This window comes from Streptomyces sp. AM6-12 (assembly GCF_044327085.1).
Taxonomy (GTDB): Bacteria; Actinomycetota; Actinomycetes; order Streptomycetales; family Streptomycetaceae; genus Streptomyces.
The window spans coordinates 5,326,818-5,348,582 of sequence record NZ_JBIQWN010000001.1 but is presented as its reverse complement, the minus strand read 5'-3'; the positions used below and the strand labels follow the sequence as shown (position 1 = coordinate 5,348,582).

Genomic DNA, 21,765 nt, shown 5'->3' with positions numbered 1-21,765 from the left:
CCGTCACGCAATGCATTCTTTGCACACAAGCCACAAGCAGTGAGGGCCGCTTGACCCTACGTTGCGTGACGGGCTGGCCAATTCGGGCATTGCGTATGCCCGTTGGGCCTTCAGGACAGTCGCTTCAGAAGTACCGCAGAGGCCACGGGGCGGGCACCGGCCCGCGCCACGCCGTCGGCCACCTCGCGGTCGGTGGAGGCGACGATGACCGGGCGGCCCGGCGGCTCCGCGCGCACCAGCTGGCGGATCAGCTCGTCGGCCGTGACCCCCGGCTTGGAGAACAGCACCCGCACTCCGCGCGGCGGCGCGAGCAGCACCGGCGCGGCCAGCTCGGCGCCGTCGAAGACGCAGGTCACCTCGGCGCCGGTCTGCGCGGCGAGCGCGGACAACTGGCCCAGCAGCCGCAGCCGCTGCTTCTCCAGCGGCATCTGCGGATAGCCGGTCTTGGTCACGTTGTAGCCGTCGACGACCAGATGCGCCTGCGGCAGCGCGAGCAACTGGTCGAGGATCGCCGGGTCGTGCTCGGACAGGGCGCGCGCCGCGATGTCCTTCGGTGTCATCCGGCCCGGCTCCACCGCGTCGACCGTCTCGGCCGGCCGCACGGACACCGGCGGCAGCGCCAGCTCGCGCCGCAGGCCCTGGGTGGCGTCCAGCAGGGTGTCCAGCAGCAGCCGCACCCGCATGTCCTCCACGCTGCGGCCCTCGCGGGCGGCTCTGCGGGTGGCCTCCAGGGCCGCCTCCGCCTCGCCGAGCCGCGTCTTGAGCCGCCGGGACTCGCTCTCCGCGGCCGACACCCGAGCGCCCGCCTCGGCGCGTACGGCGTCCATCTCGCCCTGCGCCTTGCGCAGCGCGGCCTCACCGCGGCGCACATCGCTCTGCGCGGAGCGCAGCTTGCGGTTCAGCGACTCCAGGTCCCGTCTGGCCGACTCCAGCTCCGTGCGCAGCCGCTCGGTCTCGGTCCTGGTCTGTTCACGGGCGCGGTCCAGTTCGGCGCGCAGCCGCTCCAGTTCGGCGCGGCTCTCCTCGTCGGCCCGCTCGGCGTCGGCGCGCTGGGCCTCCTCGCCGGCCGCGGTGACCAGCTTCACCCAGCCCGCCGGGCGCAGCACACAGGCCGCCGCCGCCACATCGAGCGGGTCGGCGGCCGCGGGCACCGAGCCGGCCTCCAGGGCGCCGGCCAGCTCCGGCTGCGCGGCGCGGAACTTCTCGCCGATCCGCTGCCGGAACAGCGTGTCGGTCTCCAGCGCCGCGGCCATCGCGTTCCCCGCGAACTTCGCGCGGCGATTCGGGGCGAACCGGGCGTACTGCCGCAGCTGTGCGGGCAGTTCGGCCACGGTCAGCTTGCCGAAGCACTCCGAGACGATCGCGACGACCCTGCGGCGCACCCCGTCGGGCAGCGGACGGTCAAGCACCTCGGCGGTGCCGTCGCCCGGCCCCCCGCTCGCGCTCTCCATAATCCGTCACACCCCACTACCTTGCCGAAAATATGCCTCTCCGCGCCCGGCCCCGTCAGGAGCCGCTGCCCGGCCTGTCCACGAGTTCCACCTGGTCCACCGCGTTGCACCAGCGGCAGCGCACCGAATCGATGGTCTCATCGACCACCTCGCGCTCCTCCACCGTCGGCTCGCCCGCGAGGTCGAGGTGGACGTACTCCACGACCTTCGAGGAGCGCGTGACGTCGAAGCGGGTGAGGTTGCCGCACAGGGTGCAGCGCCATCGCGTCGTGGCGGTCGGCTGGGGAACCGTCATCGTGCCCTTCCCGGGTCGGTCGGAGCGCGCCGGCGGGCCGACGCGTGTGGCTCGTAACCCTACGGCCTGGCGGCCTGTCGCCGCCCGTCCGTTCGCGGCGGCGAGGCGGTCTGTCAGCTTGCGTCCGGTTACGTCATGCTCTGTGTTCATGATCAGCGAGTGGAGCGCGGCGGGCGGCAGGACCTTCAGGACACTCCGGGACGCGCCGATGACGTACGGCCTGATCGCCCTGTGCTGCCTGATCTTCGTACTGGGCCCGGCCTCCGGGATCGTCCCCGGATACGGCACCGGGTACGTGCTCCAGGACGCGCAGCGGGTGTACTTCCGGCACTGGGGGGTGGTCCCGGCCGAGTTGTTCGCGGGACCCTGGGCGCACGCGCTGACCCCGGTCACAGCGCTGTTCGTGCACGGCAACTGGGTGCATCTGCTCGGCAACATGCTCTTCCTCCTCGTCTTCGGCGTGCTGACCGAGGAGCGGATGGGCCGGGTGGAGTTCACCCTCTTCTACGTCGGCTGCGGCTATCTGGCGCTGCTGGGGTACGCGGTCGCCAACGACACCTCGGAGCAGTCGCTGGTGGGCGCGTCGGGGGCGATCTCGGCGGTGCTCGGGGCGTTTCTCTTCCTGTTCCCGCGGGCCCGTGTCACCAGTCTCCTGCCGTTCCTCTTCTTCCTGCCGCTGCGCTTTCCCGCATGGGTCGTGCTGCCGTTCTGGGTGACGCTCCAGTGGCTGGCTGCCGGGCGCTCGGTGCAGGGGCCGGGGGTGGCGTATCTGGCGCACCTGGTGGGGTTCGGGGCCGGGTTCGTCTACGCGTGGGTGCGGTACGGCCGTGGGGCTAGAGTGAAATGCGCACCCGAACCGGCCCCCGAGGGAGAGAACCAGCCGTGATCACCGCGATCGTCCTCATCAAGACCAGCGTGGACCGGATCCCCGAGATCGCGGAGCAGATCGCCTCGCTGGAGTCGGTGAGCGAGGTCTTCTCCGTCACCGGCACGTACGACCTGATCGCCATGGTGCGGGTGCGGGAACACGAGGACCTGGCCGATGTGATTCCCGGCCGGATCAGCAAGATCCCGGGCGTGGAGGCGACGGACACGCATGTGGCGTTCCGTACGTACTCGCAGCACGACCTGGAGGCGGCGTTCGCGATCGGCCTGGACTCCTGACCGTCCGCCGAAAGCCGCCCCACCAGCCCGTTCAGCCTTTTACGCCACCGGCACGCAGCGTCCCTCCTCCGTCCGGTACGTCCACTTCGCGCCCTCGGTCACCAGCTGTCGTACGGCCGTGACGAAGCGGTCCACATGCTCGTCCGGGGTGCCCGCGCCGAAGCTCACGCGGATGGCGTTCAGGGAGGGGGCGCCGCACTCCGCCGGGGACTCGGGGGCCGTGCCGAGCAGGGTGCGCAGCAGCGGGTGGGCGCAGAAGAGGCCGTCGCGGACGCCGATGCCGTACTCGGCGGAGAGCGCGGCCGCGAAGTGGGAGCTGTTCCAGCCGTCCACCACGAAGGAGAGCACGCCGACCCGCGGGGCGTCGTCCCCGAACAGGGACAGGACCCTGACCTGCGGAATCCCCGCGAGGCCCGAGCGCACCCGGTCGATCAGGTACTGCTCGCGGGCGACCAGCGCGTCCCAGCCGGCCTCGGTGAGGGCCGTGCAGGCGGAGGCGATGGCGTAGGCGCCGATGACGTTCGGGGAGCCCGCCTCGTGCCGGGCGGCGCTCTCGTGCCACTCCACCTCCACTCCCCCGTCCGCGCGCCGGGCGACGCTGCGGCTGGCGCCCCCGCCCGCGAGGTACGGCTCGGCGGCCCGCAGCCAGTCGGCACGCCCGGCCAGCACGCCCGCGCCGAAGGGGGCGTACAGCTTGTGCCCGGAGAAGGCGACCCAGTCGACGTCCAGGTCGGCGAGGGAGACCGGGTGGTGGGGGGCCAGCTGGGCGGCGTCCAGGACGATCCGGGCGCCGTGGGCGTGCGCGGCGGCGGCCAGCTCGCGCACCGGCCACAGCTCGCCGGTGACGTTGGAGGCGCCGGTGACGCAGACCAGGGCCGGCCCGTACGGGTCGCGGTCGGCGAGGGCCCGCTCCAGCGTCTGCACGGCCTGCCGCGGGCTGCGCGGCGCGTCCAGGTAGGTGACCCGGTCGTCCCGCCAGGGCAGCAGCGAGGCGTGGTGCTCGGTCTCGAAGACGAAGACCCGGCAGTCGGCCGGGACCGCGCGGGCCAGCAGGTTCAGGGAGTCGGTGGTCGAGCGGGTGAAGACCACCTGGTCGCCGGCGCGGCAGCCGAGGAACTCCGCGACCGTCCGGCGGGCCTTCTCGAACAGGTCGGTGGAGAACTGGGAGAGGTACCCGGCGCCCCGGTGGACGCTGCCGTAGTACGGCGCGTAGGCGGCGACGTCGTCCCAGACGCGCTGGAGGGCGGGGGCGCTGGCCGCGTAGTCGAGGGCCGCGTAGGTGATGGTGCCGCCGGTGACGAGCGGAACGGTGACATCACGGCCCAGAACGGGCAGCGGGGTGCAGATCGACGGGGCGGCGGCAACGGTGGAGACAGACATGGGGAACTCCCGTGAGAACGCACGCCGCAGGGGGCGTACGGAAGAAAGGTGAAAGGGGTGCGCGGAGGCGGGGCTCGGCGGCCCTAACGCATTCGCTTGCTCACGGGAGGCTCCCTCGACCGACCAGGACCCCTGGCCCGGCGCTACCGAGAGCGCCCGAGGGGTCCGCGCTTGCCGTAGACCTCGCTGCCTACGACCTGGTCCTCACCCGGGGCACCCCGCCACGGACGGAGGGTTGCCGGACAGTCGGCCGGGGCCTCATGACTGTCACTCATGACCTGACAGGGAACGTACGCGAAAAGATCGATGCCCCGCAACCCGTGTCCGAATCGCGGGACGATCAACCATCGGATGGCGCGGTCAGGCGTTGCTGGCGGCCACCCAGCGCTCCAGCGTCCGCTTCGCCGCGCCCGAGTCGATGGAGTGCGCGGCCTTCGCCATCCCGGCCCGCAGCTGCTCGGTGAGCGGCGCGTCGGTCGGCTCCAGGGCCGTCAGGGCGGCGGCCGAGTTCAGCAGTACGGCATCCCGTACGGCGCCCCGCTCGCCGTCCAGCACCCGGCGGGCGACCCCCGCGTTGTACGCCGCGTCCGCGCCGCGCAGGGCCTCCAGCGGGACCGGCTCGATGCCGGCGTCCCGCGGGTCGAAGACCTCCTCGGTGACCTTGCCGTCACGCACCACCCACACCCGCGAGGTGCCGGTGACGGTCAGCTCGTCCAGCCCGTCGTCACCGCGGAAGACCAGCGCGGAGTTGCCGCGCTCGGCGAAGACCCCGGCCACCACGGGTGCCATCCGCGGGTCGGCGACGCCCACCGCCTGGGCGCGCACGTTCGCCGGGTTGGTCAGCGGACCGAGCACATTGAAGGTCGTACGGATGCCCAACTGGCCGCGTGCGGCGGCGACATGACGCAGCGAGGGGTGGAACTTCACCGCGAAGCAGATGGTGATCCCGGCCTCCTCGGCGACCTCGGCGACCCGCTTCGGGGTCAGCTGGAGGTTGACGCCCAGCTTCTCCAGGACGTCGGAGGAGCCGGAGGCGGAGGAGGCGGCGCGGTTGCCGTGCTTGACGACCTTGGCGCCGGTGCCCGCGACCACGATCGAGGACATGGTGGAGATGTTCACCGTCTTGGCGCCGTCGCCGCCGGTGCCGACGATGTCCACGGCCGGGCCGGGCACCTCGATCACGTTCGCGTGCGCGTACATGGTGCGCACGAGACCGGAGATCTCCTCGACGGTCTCGCCCTTGGCGCGCAGCGCGACCATGAAGCCGGCGATCTGGGCGTCGGTCGCCTCGCCCCGCATGATCAGGTCCATCGCCCAGGCGGTGTCGTCCGCGGACAGGTTCTGGCCGGTCAGCAGGCCGTTCAGCAGGGCGGGCCAGGAGCGGCCCGCCGCGGTGTCGCCTCCAGCGGGGGTCACAGCGCTCATCAGCCGCTCCTCGGGAAAAGTCGTACTCGGTGGTGCTCAGCGGGGGAAACCCATACCCACCCTATCGAGCCCCCGGCACGGCGAAGGGCCCCGTCCGGCTCGCGGACGGGGCCCCTCTGTGGCGTGGCGACGCGGGGATCAGTGGTGGCCGTGGCCGCTCGTGATCTCCTTGTACTCCTCGGAGGTCGGCTTCGGGATCTGGTTGTCCTCGCCGTAGTAGGCGTTGGACAGCTTCACCCGGAGCTTCTCGGACGCCTTCACCTTGCGCTCGACACCGTTCTCGTCGACCGCGGGGCCGATCTCGGCCGGGGCGTACTGCGTGTGCGTGGTGAGCGTGTGCAGCTGCTCCTGGCTGAGCGGCTCGTGCACCTCGATGAACTCACCGTGCGGCAGCCGCTTGATGATGCCGGTCTCGCGGCCGTGCAGCACCTTGTCGCGGTCGCGGCGCTGGAGGCCGAGGCAGATCCGCTTGGTGGCGATGAACGCGATGACCGGGCCGACGAAGAAGAAGATCCGGACGAACCAGGTCACGGAGTTGATCGACAGGTGGAAGTGGGTGGCCCACAGGTCGTTGCCACCACCGACCAGCGTGATCATGTACATCGTCACCCAGGCGACACCGAGACCGGTACGGGTCGGGGCGTTGCGCGGGCGGTCCAGGATGTGGTGCTCGCTCTTGTCGCCGGTGATCCAGGACTCGATGAACGGGTAGACCGCCATCGCGCCCAGCACCACGCCGAACAGCACCAGCGGGATGAAGACGCCCAGGACCAGGGTGTGGCCCCAGAAGTTGATCTCCCAGCCCGGCATGAAGCGGATCAGACCCTCGGCGAAGCCCATGTACCAGTCGGGCTGGGCGCCGGTGGACACCTGGTCCGGACGGTAGGGGCCCATGGCCCAGATCGGGTTGATCTGCGCGACCGCGGCGATGGCCGCGATGACACCGAAGACCAGGAAGAAGAAGCCTCCGGCCTTGGCCATGTAGACCGGCAGCAGCGGCATGCCGACGACGTTGTTGTTGGTCTTGCCCGGACCCGCGAACTGCGTGTGCTTGTGGTAGAAGACCAGGATCAGGTGCGCCACCATCAGGCCGAGCATGATGCCCGGCAGCAGCAGGATGTGGATCGAGTAGAACCGGGCGACGAAGTCGTGGCCGGGGAACTGACCGCCGAAGAGGAAGTACGAGATGTACGTGCCGACGATCGGCATGGACAGGATCGCACCCTCGGTGAAGCGCACACCGGTGCCGGAGAGCAGGTCGTCCGGGAGCGAGTAACCGGTGAAACCGGTGAACATGCCGAGGACGAACAGCAGGAAGCCGAACAGCCAGTTGATCTCACGCGGCTTGCGGAACGCGCCGGTGAAGAACACGCGCATCATGTGCACGAACATGCCGGCGAGGAAGATCAGCGCGGCCCAGTGGTGGATCTGCCGGACCAGCAGACCACCGCGCACGTCGAAGGAGATGTGCAGGGTCGAGTTGAAGGCCTCCGACATCATCTGCCCCTGGAGCGGGACATAGCTGCCGTGGTACACGACCTCGTTCATCGACGGGTGGAAGAACAGCGTCAGATAGACACCCGTCAGGATGATGATGATGAAGCTGTACATGCACACTTCGCCCAACATGAACGACCAGTGGTCGGGGAAGATCTTGCGCATGTTGGCCTTGGCCAGGGAGTAGATCCCCAGCCGGCCGTCGGCCCAGTCGGCGATCCGCTCGCCGGCCGGTGCCTTCCCGCGCGCGCGGGAGGTCTCGTTCGCTGTAGTACTCATCCGCGCTCCCAGAATGCAGGACCGACGGGCTCCTCGAAGTCGCCGAGCGCCTGGAGGTAACCCTCACTGTCCACACCGATGCGCAGCTGCGGCAGGGCGTGGCCGGCGGGGCCGAAGATCACTCGGGCGCCGTCGGAGAGGTCGAAGGTGGACTGGTGGCACGGGCACAGCACGTGGTGCGTCTGCTGCTCGTACAGCGAGATCGGGCAGCCGACGTGCGTGCAGATCTTGGAGAACGCGACGACGCCCTCGTGCGACCAGTCGAGCTCGCGCTTGTCCTTGATGTTGTCCGGCTGGAGCCGGACGATCATCAGGGCGGCCTTGGCCAGCTCGTTCTGGAACTCCTCGTCCGTCTCCTCCAGGCCGTCCGGCTTGGCGAAGGTGAGCGAGCCGACGGCGATGTCCTCGGGGCGCAGCGGCTGGTTGGTGTTCATGTTGACCAGACGCTTGCCCTTGGCCCACAGGGTGTGCCGCAGCGAGGTACCGGGCAGCGGACCGAGGTCGCGCAGCAGCATGACGCCGGAGAGCGGCACCAGGGCCAGCGCGCCGAACATCGTGTTGCGGATCAGCTTGCGGCGGCCGAGCGCCGACTCCTTGGCGCCCTGGCGGAAGTCCGCGTGGACCTTCGCCCGGACCTCCTCGGGGGCCGCGATCGCGTGCCGCTCGTCGGCGACCTCGACGTCGGACATCAGGGTGCGGGCCCAGTGGACCGCGCCCGCGCCGATGCAGAACAGCGCCACGCCGAGGGTCAGGCCCAGCGCGAAGTTCAGCGCGCTGATGTGACCGATCGGGAAGACGAAGATGTTCTTGTCGTGCGGGATCGTCACGTACGAGACGATGAAGCCGACGGTGGCCAGCATCGAGATCGTGAACAGCAGGGCGACCATACGCTCGGACCGCCTGGCGGCCCGCTCGTCGATGTCCTGGATGCGGTGCTCGTGGGGCGGCAGCCCCGGATCGGCGAACGGGTTCTCCTCGTCCGCGATCCCTACCGCGCCGCGCGCGTGGTCCTGCTCAGCGGGCAGGTTCTCTTCTGGAATGTCTTGGCTACTCATGACTTCTTGGCCTTTGCGGTCCGAGCGGCGACCCAGACGGCGACGGCGATCAGCGCGCCGAGACCGAAGATCCAGGCGAACAGGCCCTCACTGACCGGCCCGATGCCGCCCAGCTCCAGACCGCCCGGGTTCGTCGTCTCGCTGCTGTCGATCGCGTGCAGGTACGCGATGATGTCCTTCTTGTTCTGGGAGGACATCGTGGTGTCCGGGAAGGACGGCATGTTCTGCGGGCCGGTCTGCATGGCCTCGTAGATGTGCTTCGGGTCGACACCCTCCAGCGTGGGCGCGAACTTGCCCTCGGTGAGGGCACCGCCCTTGCCGGTGAAGTTGTGGCACTGCGCGCAGTTGGTGCGGAACAGTTCGCCACCCTTGGCGATGTCCGCGCCGTCCGGACCGTACTGCTGCTTGGTCGGCACCACCGGACCGGCGCCCAGCGACGCGACGTACGCGGCGAGCTGGTCGATCTGGGTCTGGGTGTACACGGTCTTCTTGCGCGGGACCTGGGCGCCCTGCGAGGTCGCGGCCGGCATACGGCCGGTACCGACCTGGAAGTCGACGGCCGCGGCGCCCACGCCGACCAGGCTCGGACCGTCGGAGGAGCCCTGCCCACCGGTGCCGTGGCAGCTGGCGCAGCCGACCTCGAAGAGCTTCCTACCCTCCTTGATGGTCAGGGACTGGGAGCCTGCGTCGGCCTGCGCCTTGCCCGCGGGCGCGAACGCGGTGTACAGCCCCCCCGTGGCCGCCAGCGCGAGGAGTAGGACGACGACCGCCGCCAGCGGATGGCGTCGTCGTGCGGAGAGCTTTTTCACGGATTACCCCGGTGTCAGGATCTTCTGCGTCGGTGCTTCTGGACTTAGCGGGAGCGGTCCCGGCTACTTGATCAAATAGATCGTGGCGAAGAGGCCGATCCAGACGACATCGACGAAGTGCCAGTAGTAGGACACGACGATGGCGGCCGTCGCCTGCTCGTGGGTGAACCTCTTGGCCATGTAGGTGCGGCCGAGGACCAGCAGGAAGGCGATGAGACCGCCCGTCACATGCAGGCCATGGAAGCCGGTGGTCAGGTAGAACACCGAGCCGTACGGGTCGGAGGAGAGCGAGAGGCCGTCCTCCTTCACCAGGCTCGTGTACTCGTAGATCTGACCGCCGATGAAGATCGCACCCATGATGAAGGTGAGGATGAACCAGCCACGGAGCTTCTTCACGTCGCCCCGCTCGGCCGCGAACACGCCGAGCTGACAGGTGAGCGACGAGAGCACCAGGATCGTGGTGTTCGTCGCGGAGAAAGGCACATTGAGGCTTGAAGCCATGTGCTTCCAGTGAGCCGGTCCGGTCACCGACCGGAGGGTGAAGTACATCGCGAAGAGGGCCGCGAAGAACATCAGCTCGGAACTCAGCCAGATGATGGTTCCGACGCTGGTGAGGTTCGGCCGGTTGACCGACGGGTGCGCGTGCCCGGTTTCTACTGTCGTTGCTGTCGCCACGACCGACATTATGTCGGTCGCTTATCTCGCCCTCACTCCGGGGGGTGCCGTTCGGAGTGTTGCTGCCCTCCGAAGCGGTGTTGACGTGGTGTTCATGGGAGTAACATCCGCCCAAACGGCCCCGTCCGTCCTGTCCGTACGACGCCGACGTCGACCCGGAGGAACAATGCAGCCGACCGCCACCGTGCTGGTCTACAGCGACGACTCCAACACCCGCGAGCAAGTACGGCTGGCCACCGGGCGGCGCCCCGCCCCGGACGTGCCCCCGGTGGAGTTCGTGGAGTGCGCCACGCCCGCGGCGGTGCTGCGCGAACTGGACCGCGGGGGCATCGATGCCTGCGTGTTCGACGGCGAGGCCGTCCCGATGGGCGGCATGGGGATGTGCCGGCAGATCAAGGACGAGGTCTTCCAGTGCCCGCCCGTGCTGCTGCTCATCGGGCGGCCCCAGGACGCCTGGCTGGCCACCTGGAGCCGCGCGGACGCCGCGGTGACCCTGCCGGTGGACCCGGTGGAGTTCGCCGCCTCGCTGGCCGCGCTGCTGCGGCGCAAGAGGCTGGTGAGCGCCTAGCGCGAGGGGGCGCGGGCCGTGCGCCGGCACGGTCCCGCGCCCCGTCGGGGCGCTGCTCACACGGCCGCTGGCTGGAGGCGGACCGTGTCCGCGGAGGACTGGCCGTTGGTCTGGGTGCCGGTCAGGGCGGAGCCCGTGCGCCACTTCTTCCAGGTGACGTTCCAGTCGCCGAAGCCGTTGCCGAAGGGTTCCATCGGCCGGCCGTTGGAGTTGACGACCCGGACGATGTCCCCCGGATGGATGGTGTCGAAGAACCAGCGCGCGTTGGACGTACTCATGCCGGTGCAGCCGTGGCTGACATTGGCGTACCCCTGTGAGCCGACCGACCAGGGCGCCGCGTGCACGTACTCGCCGGACCAGGTCACCCGGGTGGCGTAGTACACGGGCAGGTCGTAGTTGTCCCGGCTGCCCTCGGCGATGCCGACGGTGATGCCGCGCATGCGTACGAAGTACTGCTTCTCCAGGACCACCTTGACGCCGTTGCGGGTCTCGTAGCCGGGCTTGCCGGTGGTGACCGGGATGCTGTTGATCACAGCACCGTTCTTGAGCACCGTCATCTCGTGCGCGGAGGCGTCCGTGAGGGCCTCGATCCGGTCGCCCGTGGTGAGCTTGACCGGCTTCGACTTGCCGCCCCACAGCCGGTCGCCGATCTTCACGCCGTCCAGGTTGCTGTGCACCAGGATCGTGGCGTGGGCGGGCCAGTAGTCCTTGGGCCGGTAGTGGAGTTCCTTGTCGCTCACCCAGTACCAGGAGCCGGGCACGGCGGGCACGGAGTCCACCCGCAGGCCGCGCTCCACGACGGCCCGCTGCGCCTTGTCCTTGACCTCCTGGCCGAGTTGGGCGGTGATGATCTGCCCGACGCCGTACTGGCCCGTGTCCGGCCCGAAGGTGACGCCCAGCTGCTTCTTGGCGGTGGGCTGGGTGGTGTCGAAGCTGAGGACCTTGCGGCCGGGCGCCCCGTCCTCGTCCTCGGTGCTCACCGTGACCGTGTAGTGGGCGCTCGCGGCCAGCGGGGAGGTGCTGTGCCAGCGACTGCCGTCGGCGGTGAGTTCGCCCGCCACGTAGCGCCCTGTGGAGTCCTGGGCGGTCACGTCGGTGATGCGCCCCTCGTCCTTGACGGTGACCTCCAGGGGCTTGTCCGGGTCGGCCCGCTTGCCCGTCTCGGTGGGCGCGTTGAAGGAGATCAGGCCCGCCGCGTCGTACGGCGTGGCGGACAGGGGATCGCCGTGCGAACCGCAGGCGGTGCTGCCCGCGCCCAGGGCGGTCACCAGCACGGCACAGCTGACGACGGTACGGGTCCGCGGAATGTGGTTCATACGATCACGCTATGAGATGGAGACCCTATTGGCGCGGTAGGTAACCCATACGAGGGAACGACACTCCCGCATCCGAGGGACGCCCATCCGGACGCCGAAAAGCCGGGAGCCCGGACCCTCCTGACGGGGGGTCCGGGCTCCCGGAGTGGAACTCGATGTCCTACTGGGTGCGGTTCTCACCGTGGTAGTACTCGAACACCCAGCCGAACAGACCGATCACGATGAACGGCGCGGAGAAGTAGATCAGCCACCAGCCGACCGCGATGCTGAGGAACGCGATCGCACCGCCGAAGCCCAGCATGAGCGGCTGCCAGCTGTGCGGGCTGAAGAAGCCCAGCTCGCCCGCGTCGTCCGCGACATCGGCCTCCTTGTCGTCCTGCGCACCGGCGTCCACCCGGCGGGCGGTGAAGCCCAGGTAGAAGCCGATCATGATCGACAGGCCGAAGGCCAGGAAGAGTGCCGTGGTACCGGCCGGCTCCTTCGACCACACGCCGTACACGACGGCCATGATCAGGATGAAGAAGCTCAGCCAGATGAACATCCGGCCCTGGATCTTCACTTGCCGGCCTCCTTGCTGTCCGCGACGGCAGGCGCGTGACCGGCGTACTCGAGCTGCTCGAGCGCGGCGATCTCGGGGTGGTGCAGGTCGAACGCCGGGGATTCACTGCGGATCCGCGGCAGGGTGGTGAAGTTGTGCCGCGGCGGCGGGCAGGAGGTCGCCCACTCCAGCGAGCGGCCGTAGCCCCACGGGTCGTCCACGTTGACCGGCTTGCCGTACTTGGCCGTCTTCCAGACGTTGTAGAGGAACGGCAGGATCGACAGGCCGAGCACGAACGAACCGATCGTGGAGACCGTGTTCAGCGCGGTGAAGCCGTCGGCGGCCAGGTAGTCGGCGTACCGGCGCGGCATGCCCTCGGCGCCCAGCCAGTGCTGGACGAGGAAGGTGGTGTGGAAGCCGATGAACAGCGTCCAGAAGGTGATCTTGCCGAGGCGTTCGTCCAGCATCTTGCCGGTGAACTTCGGCCACCAGAAGTGGAAGCCGGCGAACATGGCGAACACGACCGTACCGAAGACCACGTAGTGGAAGTGGGCCACCACGAAGTACGAGTCCGAGACGTGGAAGTCCAGCGGCGGCGCGGCCAGGATGACACCGGTCAGACCACCGAACGTGAAGGTGATCAGGAAGCCGGTCGCCCAGAGCATCGGCGTCTCGAAGGACAGCGAGCCCTTCCACATGGTGCCGATCCAGTTGAAGAACTTCACACCGGTCGGTACCGCGATCAGGAAGGTCATGAAGGAGAAGAACGGCAGCAGCACACCGCCGGTGACGTACATGTGGTGCGCCCACACGGTCACGGACAGACCGGCGATGGAGATGGTCGCCGCGATCAGGCCCATGTAGCCGAACATCGGCTTGCGGGAGAAGACCGGGATGATCTCGGAGATGATGCCGAAGAACGGCAGGGCGATGATGTACACCTCTGGGTGGCCGAAGAACCAGAAGAGGTGTTGCCACAGCAACGCGCCGCCATTTGCCGCGTCGAACACATGCGCACCGAATTTGCGGTCCGCCTCCAGGGCGAACAGCGCGGCGGCCAGCACCGGGAAGGCCAGCAGGACCAGCACACCGGTCAGCAGCACGTTCCACACGAAGATCGGCATGCGGAACATCGTCATGCCGGGCGCGCGCATGCAGATGATCGTGGTGATGAAGTTGACCGAGCCGAGGATGGTACCGAAGCCGGACAGGGCCAGACCCATGATCCACATGTCGGCGCCGGCGCCCGGCGAGCGGACCGCGTCCGACAGCGGGGAGTAGGCGAACCAGCCGAAGTCGGCCGCGCCCTCGGGGGTGAGGAAGCCACCCACCGCGATCGTCGAGCCGAACAGGTACAGCCAGTAGGCGAACATGTTCAGCCGCGGGAACGCCACGTCGGGCGCGCCGATCTGGAGCGGCATGATCCAGTTCGCGAAACCCGCGAACAGCGGCGTCGCGAACATCAGCAGCATGATCGTGCCGTGCATCGTGAACGCCTGGTTGAACTGCTCGTTCGTCATGATCTGAAGGCCCGGACGGGCCAGCTCGGCGCGCATGAGCAGCGCCATGACGCCGCCGATCAGGAAGAACGCGAACGACGTGACGAGGTACATCGTCCCGATCGTCTTGTGGTCGGTGGTCGTCAGCCACTTCACCGCGGAACTGCCGGGCTGCTTGCGCCGAACCGGCTGCTCGTCCACGTACGAGCCTTCAGCGGCCGCGGCACCCTGGGGTTCGTTGAGGATGCTCACAGGTTGTTCGTCTCCCGGTTCTTCTCGTGGCTCGTCTGCGCGATGCCGGCGGGAATGTAACCGGTCTGCCCCTTCTTGGCGAGGTCCTTGAGGTGCTGCTCGTACGCCGCCGGGGAGACGACCTTCACGTTGAACAGCATCCGGGAGTGGTCGACGCCGCAGAGCTCGGCGCACTTGCCGAGGAAGGTGCCCTCCTTGTTGGGGGTCACCTGGAAGGCATTGGTGTGGCCCGGAATGACGTCCTGCTTCATGAGGAACGGCACCACCCAGAAGGAGTGGATGACGTCACGCGAGGTCAGGACGAAGCGGACCGTCTTGCCCTTGGGGAGCCAGAGCGTCGGACCAGGGTTGCCGGTCTGCGGGTTGCGCGTGCCCGGGGTGCCGACGTCGTAGACGCCGCCGGCGTGCGCCGGGAAGGCGGCCTTGAACCGGTCGGGGATCGCGGACAGGTTGGTGTCCGTCTTCGCGTCGCCCGAGACACCGGGGACGTTCTCGATGTAGTTGAAGCCCCAGCTCCACTGGAAGCCGACCACGTTGACCGTGACGTCCGGCTTCTTGTCGAGGCTCATGAGCTTCGTCTCGTCCCGTGCCGTGAAGTAGAACAGCACCGAGATGATGATGATCGGGACCACCGTGTACAGGGCCTCGATCGGCATGTTGTACCGGGTCTGCGGAGGTACCTCGACCTTGGTGCGGCTGCGCCGGTGGAACATGGCGCTCCACAGGATCAGGCCCCACACCAGCACGCCGACGGCGAGCGCGGCAGCCCAGGATCCCTGCCACAGGGAGAGGATCCGCGGAGCCTCTTCCGTGGTCGGGGTGGGCATGCCAAGGCGGGGGAAGTCCTTGTATGTGCAACCGGTTGCGGTCGCCAGGACCAGGCCCGCGGTCAGTGCCTGCAGCAGCTTCCGCCGCATCGGGCGCCGCGGCGAGCGGTCGGAGCCGTTGGGACTCACGTAGCGCCTTCCCGAGAGTCTCGCCCGCGCGGTCGGCTGCGGCCTTCTCGCTGGTCGGTCGCCGCCCTGCGTCGGGCAGGGGTTTGGATGTTTATGCGGACCAAACCCTAGCCGACGCCCTCCGGGGGTTCGCGGGGAGGGGGGCATACGCGTCGCGCCTCACTCAGTTGGGGTGTGGATGGGCGCCCAATAGCTCGGGTTGTGGGGGTTTGGGGGGTGGGCGCGGGTGGGTCGCCGCGCGGCGGAGCCACCGGCGGACACCGCCCCGTGCCCCCTGGGTGAGGTCGGCTCACCAGCGCTTTAACGTTGGACTGTGGCCTACTTCGACGCGGCTTCCGCCGCTCCCCTCCATCCTGTCGCCCGTCAGGCCCTGTTGGCCGCCCTCGACGACGGGTGGGCGGACCCCGCGCGGCTGTACCGGGAGGGGCGCAAGGCGCGGATGCTGCTGGACGCGGCGCGGGAGGCGGCGGCGGAAGCGGTCGGGTGCCGGGCGGACGAACTGGTCTTCACCTCCTCGGGGACACGGGCCGTACATACGGGCGTCGCGGGGGCGTTGGCCGGAAGGCGGCGGGTGGGACGCCACCTGATCGTGTCAGCGGTCGAACACTCCTCTGTCCTCCATTCGGCGGACCTGTTCGAGGCGGAGGGCGGGTCGGTGAGCCGGGTGCCGGTGCACCGGACGGGCGCCGTCTCCCCCTCGGGCTACACGGACGCGCTGCGCGCCGACACCGCGCTCGCCGTGCTCCAGTCGGCCAACCACGAGGTGGGGACCGCCCAGCCGGTGGCCGAGGTGGCCGAGGTCTGCCGGGCGGCCGGGGTGCCGCTGCTGGTGGACGCGGCGCAGTCACTGGGGTGGGGGCCGGTCGGGGGCGGCTGGTCGCTGCTCGCGGCCAGCGCGCACAAGTGGGGCGGCCCCTCGGGGGTCGGACTGCTCGTCGTGCGCAAGGGGGTGCGGTTCGCCGCCCAAGGCCCGGCGGACGAGCGGGAGTCGGGGCGCGCGCCCGGATTCGAGAACATCCCGGCCGTCGTGGCGGCGGTCGCGTCCCTGCGCGCCGTACGGGCCGAGGCGGCGCGGGAGGCGGTACGGCTGCGGGAGCTGACGGAGCGGATCCGGGCGCGGGTGCCGCGGCTGGTGCCGGACGTGGAGGTGGTGGGCGACCCGGAGCGGCGGCTGCCGGGGATCGTCACCTTCTCGTGTCTCTATGTCGACGGGGAGACCTTGCTGCACGAGCTGGACCGCGAGGGCTTCGCCGTCTCGTCCGGCTCCTCCTGCACCAGCGGCACCCTGACCCCGAGCCACGTCCTGAAGGCCATGGGCGTCCTCAGCGAGGGCAACGTCCGCGTGTCGCTGCCGCCGGGCACGGCGGCGGAGGACGTGGAGCGCTTCCTGGCCGTGCTGCCGGGTGTGGTCGCCGGGGTACGCGACAACCTGGGCGCGCCCGCACCGGTCACGGTCGCCGAGCCGGGCGTCCTGGTCGTGGACGCCCTCGGCAAGCGCTGCCCCATCCCGGTCATCGAGCTGGCCAGGGTGTTCCCCGGCGTCCCCGTGGGCGGCACCGTCCGCGTCCTCTCGGACGACGAGGCGGCCCGCCTGGACATCCCGGCGTGGTGCGAGATGAGGGGACAGGAGTACGCGGGCGAGGAACCGGCGGAGGAAGGTACGGCGTACCTGGTCCGCCGGCTCAGCTGAACGGCGTCGTCAGCGCAGGTGCTGACGGACCTCGTCGCCCGCCTCGTCGCCGTACGCCTTCACGAACCGCTCCATGAAGTGGCCCCGGCGCAGCTGGTACTCCTGCGTGCCCACGGTCTCGATGACCAGCGTTGCGAGCATGCAGCCCACCTGGGCGGCGCGCTCCAGCGAGACGCCCCAGGCGAGGCCCGACAGGAACCCGGCGCGGAAGGCGTCGCCGACACCGGTGGGGTCGGCCTTGCGCTCCTCCTCCGCGCAGCCGACCTCGATCGGGTCCGCGCCGGCCTGCTCGATGCGCACGCCCCGCGAGCCGAGCGTGGTCACCCGGTGGCCGACCTTCGCGAGGATCTCCTCGTCGGTGAGGCCGGTCTTGGTCTGGATGAGGCCCTTCTCGTACTCGTTCGAGAACAGGTACGTCGCGCCCTCCAGCAGTATCCGGATCTCCTCGCCCTCCATGCGGGCGATCTGCTGCGAGAAGTCGGCGGCGAACGGGATCGAACGGGACCGGCACTCCTCCGTGTGGCGGAGCATCGCCTCGGGGTCGTCGGCGCCGATCAGCACCAGGTCGAGGCCGCCCACCCGGTCGGCGACCGTCTTGAGCTCGATCAGCCGGGCCTCGCTCATCGCGCCCGTGTAGAAGGAGCCGATCTGGTTGTGGTCGGCGTCGGTGGTGCACACGAAGCGCGCGGTGTGCAGGGTGTCGGAGATGCGCACCGACTCGGTGTCGACGCCGTGCCGGTCGAGCCAGGCCCGGTACTCGTCGAAGTCGAAGCCGGCCGCGCCCACCAGGATCGGCCGGGTGCCGAGCTGGCCCATGCCGAAGGCGATGTTCGCGGCGACACCGCCGCGGCGCACGTCGAGGTTGTCGACGAGGAAGGAGAGCGAAACCGTGTGCAGCTGGTCCGCGACGAGCTGGTCGGCGAACCGGCCGGGGAAGGTCATGAGGTGGTCGGTGGCGATGGAGCCGGTGACTGCGATGCGCACGACGGGGATTCTCCTGCGGAATAAGAAGGTGCGCGCGAGAGCGCTCGTGGGAAGGGCGGCGGTGAGAGACAGAGGGCTTCGATGACAGTTCACGCTACCCGGTAAGGAGCGGGCGCTGTAGTTGACGAAACTACCCGATAGTAGATCTTTCTTCGCGACCTCGACCGTGCCTACGGTGCCCTCATGACGAACCTCAAGGGCTCCTCGTCCGCCGGCTCCGGCACTCCCGTCTCCCCCGCTCCCGGTGATCTCGAAGGCGGCCTCGACACCCTGCGCGGCGACTGCGCCCGGATGGCCAAGCGCTGGCCGGCGCCCGCACGCACCGCGTCCCGGCCGGTGTCGCCGTCCCGCATCCACAAGGTCTCCGTGTCGCAGCGCTCCGTCCGGCTGCTCGACGGCATGTCCGACTACGGCGACTGACCCCGAGCGGTCCCGCTCACCCGTACGGCGTAAGCGCGGGAACCTCCCGCTCCCCTCCCTCGTCCCACCGTCGTCCCCTCACGCGGGGCACGCGGGACACGGACCGGCGAGGAGCGATGCGGTGAACACGGAGCGACCTGAGACCGAGGCACGGGACGAACAAGAGGCGGCGCGGTCCGGGCGGCGGCGCCCGCGTGCCGTCATCCTCTCCGTCGCGGCCGCCGTCCTGCTGGTCGGGGGCGGTGGCGCGTACGTAGCGGCGAGCGATGCCCCGAGCGGTCGTACGACCCCGGCCGCGGCGGACTCCAGCGCTCCCCCGCCGCTCGCCGTGGACGACCTCTCGGATCCCTACGGCGCCCACTACACCGCGTCCGGCGCGCTGCCGAAGGGGCCCGGCTCGGCGCCGGTGTACGGCGCGGGGGCGGGGGTCCGGGAGGAGCAGGTGGTCCGGCTGGCGAGGGCGCTCGGGGTGAGCGGGACGCCGGTGGCCGAGGGGTACGGCTGGCGGATCGGCGGCAAGGACGGCTCGGGGCCGAGTCTCCAGGTGAACCGGGACGCGCCGGGCAGCTGGACCTTCAGCCGGTACGCGCCGGGGACCGACGACTGCGGGAAGGGCCCCCTGTGCGCGCCCGGACCGGTGGGTCCGACCGGGGCGCCGGTGAGCGTGGCGGCGGCCGAGAAGGCGGCGGCGCCCGTGCTGCGGGCGGCCGGGCTGGACGGCGCGCGGACCGACGCGAGCCAGGTGATGGGCAAGCAGCGGGTGGTGACCGCCGACCCGGTGGTGAGCGGGCTGCCCACCACCGGCTGGGCGACGGGGCTGACGATCAGCAGGCAGGGCGAGGTGGTCGGCGGCCATGGCCTGCTGTCGACGCCGGTGAAGGGGGCGTCGTACCCCGTCCTGGACGCGGAGCGGACCCTCGCGCTGATGAACGCGGCGCCGAAGGGCGACCACCGGATGGGGCCCGGCGGCTGTCCGGGTCCGGCGCGGTTCGCGACGCGGCTGGAGGGGCCGTGCCAGTCGGCGTCCCCGGCGTCCGGGGCCACGGTCGCGGTGGACAAGGCGGTGTTCGGACTGGCCGCGCACCCGGTCGCCGGCCGGCCGACCCTGGTGCCGTCCTGGCTCTTCGGGACGCGGGGGTCGGGGACGGTGTCGTACCCGGCGATCGACCCCCGCTACCTGGCCTCGTCCTCGGCGTCCCCGACGGCGGCTCCCGAGCACCCCGTCAAGATCACCGGCTACATGGCCGCCGGCCGGAACCTCACCGTGGGCTTCTACGGCGGTCTGTGCGCCGACTACACGGCGACGGCACGGGAGAGCGCCGACCGGGTGACGGTCACGGTCACCGAGCACCGGCAGGAGGGCAGGATCTGCCCGCTGATCGCCAAGGAGTTCACCCGGACCGTGCGCCTGAAGGCGCCGGTGGACGGCCGGACGGTGGCCGGCGCGGACGGCGCGCGGATCCCGCAGGCCAAGCCGGGCGCGCTGCGGCCCTCGTCGTCCTCCTGAGAGCCGCGGTCTCCGACCCGCCGGGCCCCGGTACCGAGCGCGCAGCACTCACGCGTACGACGAAGGCGGCGAGCCCGCTCACGGGGGCTCGCCGCCTCATGTCTTCTGTTCCTGCTCTCTCCGCGTGAGCGACGGCTCAGCTGAAGGAGTCACCGCAGGCGCAGGAGCCGGTCGCGTTCGGGTTGTCGATCGTGAAGCCCTGCTTCTCGATCGTGTCCACGAAGTCGACGGTGGCGCCGCCCAGGTACGGGGCGCTCATGCGGTCGGTGACGACCTTGACCCCGCCGAAGTCCTTCTCCACGTCGCCGTCGAGCGAGCGCTCGTCGAAGAACAGCTGGTACCGCAGACCGGAGCAGCCGCCGGGCTGAACGGCGACGCGCAGCGCGAGGTCGTCACGGCCTTCCTGGTCGAGCAGGGCCTTGACCTTGGCCGCGGCGGCGTCGGTCAGGATGATGCCGTCGCTGACGGTTGTGGTCTCGTCCGATACGGACATCTACATCTCTCCCGGGTTGTACGGAGACTGCTTGCCGACGAGTGCAACCGGCGCTTCCGCGGATTCATTCCGGGCCGGGCGTCACGTGGTCGCGATTTTGCTTTCTGCCCCTTCATGCTCGCATACGCGCGCGAAGGCGCACAGCGTCCCGTGGGGGGATCCGTGACCCGTACGGCGGGCCGGGATTCACGTCACATGGACACTATGGCCATCGTCAAACTGACGTGAAGCGTTTATGATAGATAACGTCAGATAGACGAGAAATAGAAAGGGTGCGTGCCGTGACCACCGCCCAGACCCCGGAGCTCGACGTCCAGCCGACTCCGCTCGCCCTGTTGCTGCTCGGCCGCGAGGCCGATCCCAAGAGTGAGCGGGGTGTCGAGTGCCCCGGCGATCTGCCCTCGCCGTCCGACCCCGCCCTGGTCGAGCGCGCCCGCGCCGCCAAGGAGAAGCTCGGCGACAAGGTGTTCGTGCTCGGTCACCACTACCAGCGTGACGAGGTGATCCAGTTCGCCGATGTCACGGGCGACTCCTTCAAGCTGGCCCGCGACGCGGCCGCGCGCCCGGAGGCCGAGTACATCGTGTTCTGCGGTGTGCACTTCATGGCCGAGTCGGCGGACATCCTCACCTCCGACGACCAGAAGGTCGTCCTGCCCGACCTGGCGGCCGGCTGCTCCATGGCCGACATGGCGACGGCGGAGCAGGTCGCGGAGTGCTGGGACGTGCTGACCGAGGCCGGGATAGCCGAGCAGGTCGTCCCGGTGTCGTACATGAACTCCTCGGCCGACATCAAGGCGTTCACCGGCAAGCACGGCGGCACCATCTGCACGTCCTCCAACGCCAAGCGGGCGCTGGACTGGGCGTTCGAGCAGGGTGAGAAGGTCCTCTTCCTGCCCGACCAGCACCTCGGCCGCAACACCGCGGTGCGGGACATGGGCATGTCCCTTCAGGACTGCGTCGTCTACAACCCGCACAAGCCGAACGGCGGCCTGACGGCGGACGAGCTGCGCGCCGCGAAGATGATCCTTTGGCGCGGCCACTGCTCGGTGCACGGCCGCTTCAGCCTCGACTCGGTCAACGATGTGCGCGCCCGCATCCCCGGCGTGAACGTGCTGGTCCACCCGGAGTGCAAGCACGAGGTCGTGGCCGCGGCGGACTACGTCGGCTCGACCGAGTACATCATCAAGGCGCTGGAGGCGGCCCCCGCCGGCTCCAAGTGGGCGATCGGCACGGAGCTGAACCTGGTCCGGCGCCTCGCCAACCGCTTCGCCCCCGAGGGCAAGGAGATCGTCTTCCTCGACCGCACGGTCTGCTTCTGCTCCACCATGAACCGCATCGACCTTCCCCACCTGGTCTGGACCCTGGAATCCCTCGCCGAGGGCAACCTGGTCAACCAGATCCAGGTCGACAAGGAGACGGAATCCTTCGCGAAGCTGGCGCTGGAACGGATGCTGGCACTGCCGTAGCCGCGGACGGTACGACGCCCTGCCCCTGGTCTCGGGGGCGGGGCGT

At 69.8% G+C, this 21,765-nt stretch carries 21 protein-coding genes and 1 riboswitch; of the genes, 7 read left to right on the top strand and 14 right to left on the bottom strand.

The genetic code is table 11. The annotated features are described in order from the left end of the window. Nucleotides 1-110: 110 nt before the first annotated feature. The gene (locus ACE4Q9_RS24305; RefSeq protein WP_397987316.1) at nucleotides 111-1,454 is read right to left on the bottom strand and encodes an NYN domain-containing protein; all 1,344 of its coding nucleotides are present in this window, start codon (nucleotides 1,452-1,454) and stop codon (nucleotides 111-113) included. Between the two features lie 52 nt (nucleotides 1,455-1,506). Continuing rightward, nucleotides 1,507-1,746 (bottom strand): hypothetical protein, encoded by a 240-nt coding sequence (locus tag ACE4Q9_RS24300; protein WP_397986347.1) that lies wholly within the window; start codon nucleotides 1,744-1,746, stop codon nucleotides 1,507-1,509. Nucleotides 1,747-1,894: 148 nt separating this feature from the next. Between ACE4Q9_RS24300 and ACE4Q9_RS24295 the strand changes: the two genes are divergently transcribed. Further along, nucleotides 1,895-2,632 carry a rhomboid family intramembrane serine protease gene (locus ACE4Q9_RS24295; RefSeq protein WP_397986346.1) on the top strand — a complete coding sequence of 246 codons (738 nt, stop codon included), beginning with the start codon at nucleotides 1,895-1,897 and terminating at the stop codon, nucleotides 2,630-2,632. Next, complete coding sequence (locus tag ACE4Q9_RS24290) at nucleotides 2,629-2,910, top strand: Lrp/AsnC family transcriptional regulator (protein WP_037652980.1); 282 nt, start codon at nucleotides 2,629-2,631, stop codon at nucleotides 2,908-2,910. The genes ACE4Q9_RS24295 and ACE4Q9_RS24290 overlap by 4 nt, the downstream gene beginning before the upstream one ends. Nucleotides 2,911-2,949: 39 nt before the next feature. On the opposite strand, the gene ACE4Q9_RS24285 is transcribed toward ACE4Q9_RS24290, so the two are convergent. From ACE4Q9_RS24285 to ACE4Q9_RS24260, 6 genes are all read right to left on the bottom strand, one after another. After that, a complete protein-coding gene (locus tag ACE4Q9_RS24285; RefSeq protein WP_397986345.1) occupies nucleotides 2,950-4,290 on the bottom strand; it encodes an aminotransferase class V-fold PLP-dependent enzyme in 1,341 nt (446 codons plus the stop codon). 162 nt (nucleotides 4,291-4,452) lie between these two features. Then, nucleotides 4,453-4,569: riboswitch (SAM riboswitch) on the bottom strand. 81 nt (nucleotides 4,570-4,650) lie between these two features. Continuing rightward, nucleotides 4,651-5,715: an anthranilate phosphoribosyltransferase gene (trpD, locus tag ACE4Q9_RS24280; RefSeq protein WP_397986344.1), complete on the bottom strand. Its 1,065-nt coding sequence runs from the start codon at nucleotides 5,713-5,715 to the stop codon at nucleotides 4,651-4,653. A gap of 138 nt (nucleotides 5,716-5,853) precedes the next feature. Beyond that, the gene (locus tag ACE4Q9_RS24275; protein ID WP_397986343.1) at nucleotides 5,854-7,491 is read right to left on the bottom strand and encodes a cytochrome bc complex cytochrome b subunit; all 1,638 of its coding nucleotides are present in this window, start codon (nucleotides 7,489-7,491) and stop codon (nucleotides 5,854-5,856) included. After that, nucleotides 7,488-8,546 carry a Rieske 2Fe-2S domain-containing protein gene (locus ACE4Q9_RS24270; protein ID WP_397986342.1) on the bottom strand — a complete coding sequence of 353 codons (1,059 nt, stop codon included), beginning with the start codon at nucleotides 8,544-8,546 and terminating at the stop codon, nucleotides 7,488-7,490. The genes ACE4Q9_RS24275 and ACE4Q9_RS24270 overlap by 4 nt, the downstream gene beginning before the upstream one ends. Then, nucleotides 8,543-9,355 carry a c-type cytochrome gene (locus ACE4Q9_RS24265; protein WP_397986341.1) on the bottom strand — a complete coding sequence of 271 codons (813 nt, stop codon included), beginning with the start codon at nucleotides 9,353-9,355 and terminating at the stop codon, nucleotides 8,543-8,545. Before ACE4Q9_RS24265 ends, ACE4Q9_RS24270 begins: the two co-directional genes overlap by 4 nt. A 63-nt stretch (nucleotides 9,356-9,418) precedes the next feature. After that, nucleotides 9,419-10,039 (bottom strand): heme-copper oxidase subunit III, encoded by a 621-nt coding sequence (locus ACE4Q9_RS24260; protein WP_111582346.1) that lies wholly within the window; start codon nucleotides 10,037-10,039, stop codon nucleotides 9,419-9,421. Nucleotides 10,040-10,196: 157 nt separating this feature from the next. Between ACE4Q9_RS24260 and ACE4Q9_RS24255 the strand changes: the two genes are divergently transcribed. Continuing rightward, nucleotides 10,197-10,598, top strand: a complete 402-nt coding sequence (locus ACE4Q9_RS24255; RefSeq protein WP_397986340.1) for a hypothetical protein — start codon at nucleotides 10,197-10,199, stop codon at nucleotides 10,596-10,598. 56 nt (nucleotides 10,599-10,654) lie between these two features. Here ACE4Q9_RS24255 and ACE4Q9_RS24250 read toward each other — a convergent pair whose 3' ends face one another. From ACE4Q9_RS24250 to coxB, 4 genes are all read right to left on the bottom strand, one after another. Continuing rightward, entirely contained in the window at nucleotides 10,655-11,914 is a 1,260-nt protein-coding gene (locus ACE4Q9_RS24250; protein WP_397986339.1) for an Ig-like domain-containing protein, read from the bottom strand. Nucleotides 11,915-12,074: 160 nt separating this feature from the next. Further along, the gene (locus ACE4Q9_RS24245; protein WP_046421283.1) at nucleotides 12,075-12,473 is read right to left on the bottom strand and encodes a cytochrome c oxidase subunit 4; all 399 of its coding nucleotides are present in this window, start codon (nucleotides 12,471-12,473) and stop codon (nucleotides 12,075-12,077) included. Then, a complete protein-coding gene (gene ctaD / locus ACE4Q9_RS24240) occupies nucleotides 12,470-14,203 on the bottom strand; it encodes a cytochrome c oxidase subunit I (RefSeq protein WP_397986338.1) in 1,734 nt (577 codons plus the stop codon). The genes ACE4Q9_RS24245 and ctaD overlap by 4 nt, the downstream gene beginning before the upstream one ends. Further along, nucleotides 14,200-15,159, bottom strand: coding sequence for a cytochrome c oxidase subunit II (gene coxB, locus ACE4Q9_RS24235; protein ID WP_397986337.1), 960 nt, complete (start codon nucleotides 15,157-15,159; stop codon nucleotides 14,200-14,202). Before coxB ends, ctaD begins: the two co-directional genes overlap by 4 nt. A gap of 313 nt (nucleotides 15,160-15,472) precedes the next feature. On the opposite strand from coxB, the gene ACE4Q9_RS24230 reads away from it, so the two are divergent. Further along, a complete protein-coding gene (locus ACE4Q9_RS24230) occupies nucleotides 15,473-16,849 on the top strand; it encodes a cysteine desulfurase/sulfurtransferase TusA family protein (RefSeq protein ID WP_397986336.1) in 1,377 nt (458 codons plus the stop codon). Between the two features lie 9 nt (nucleotides 16,850-16,858). On the opposite strand, the gene ACE4Q9_RS24225 is transcribed toward ACE4Q9_RS24230, so the two are convergent. After that, nucleotides 16,859-17,833, bottom strand: a complete 975-nt coding sequence (locus ACE4Q9_RS24225) for a carbohydrate kinase family protein (RefSeq protein ID WP_397986335.1) — start codon at nucleotides 17,831-17,833, stop codon at nucleotides 16,859-16,861. Between the two features lie 183 nt (nucleotides 17,834-18,016). Between ACE4Q9_RS24225 and ACE4Q9_RS24220 the strand changes: the two genes are divergently transcribed. Together ACE4Q9_RS24220 and ACE4Q9_RS24215 are read left to right on the top strand one after the other, a co-directional pair. Next, on the top strand, nucleotides 18,017-18,253 hold the full coding sequence (locus ACE4Q9_RS24220; protein ID WP_397986334.1) for a hypothetical protein: 237 nt from the start codon (nucleotides 18,017-18,019) through the stop codon (nucleotides 18,251-18,253). Between the two features lie 121 nt (nucleotides 18,254-18,374). After that, nucleotides 18,375-19,760, top strand: a complete 1,386-nt coding sequence (locus ACE4Q9_RS24215) for a hypothetical protein (protein ID WP_397986333.1) — start codon at nucleotides 18,375-18,377, stop codon at nucleotides 19,758-19,760. A 136-nt stretch (nucleotides 19,761-19,896) separates the two neighbouring features. On the opposite strand, the gene ACE4Q9_RS24210 is transcribed toward ACE4Q9_RS24215, so the two are convergent. After that, nucleotides 19,897-20,253: an iron-sulfur cluster assembly accessory protein gene (locus ACE4Q9_RS24210; RefSeq protein ID WP_046421274.1), complete on the bottom strand. Its 357-nt coding sequence runs from the start codon at nucleotides 20,251-20,253 to the stop codon at nucleotides 19,897-19,899. Nucleotides 20,254-20,534: 281 nt separating this feature from the next. Here ACE4Q9_RS24210 and nadA point away from each other — a divergent pair, with 281 nt between their 5' ends. Further along, a complete protein-coding gene (gene nadA / locus ACE4Q9_RS24205; protein WP_397986332.1) occupies nucleotides 20,535-21,719 on the top strand; it encodes a quinolinate synthase NadA in 1,185 nt (394 codons plus the stop codon). The last annotated feature ends 46 nt before the right edge of the window (nucleotides 21,720-21,765 follow it).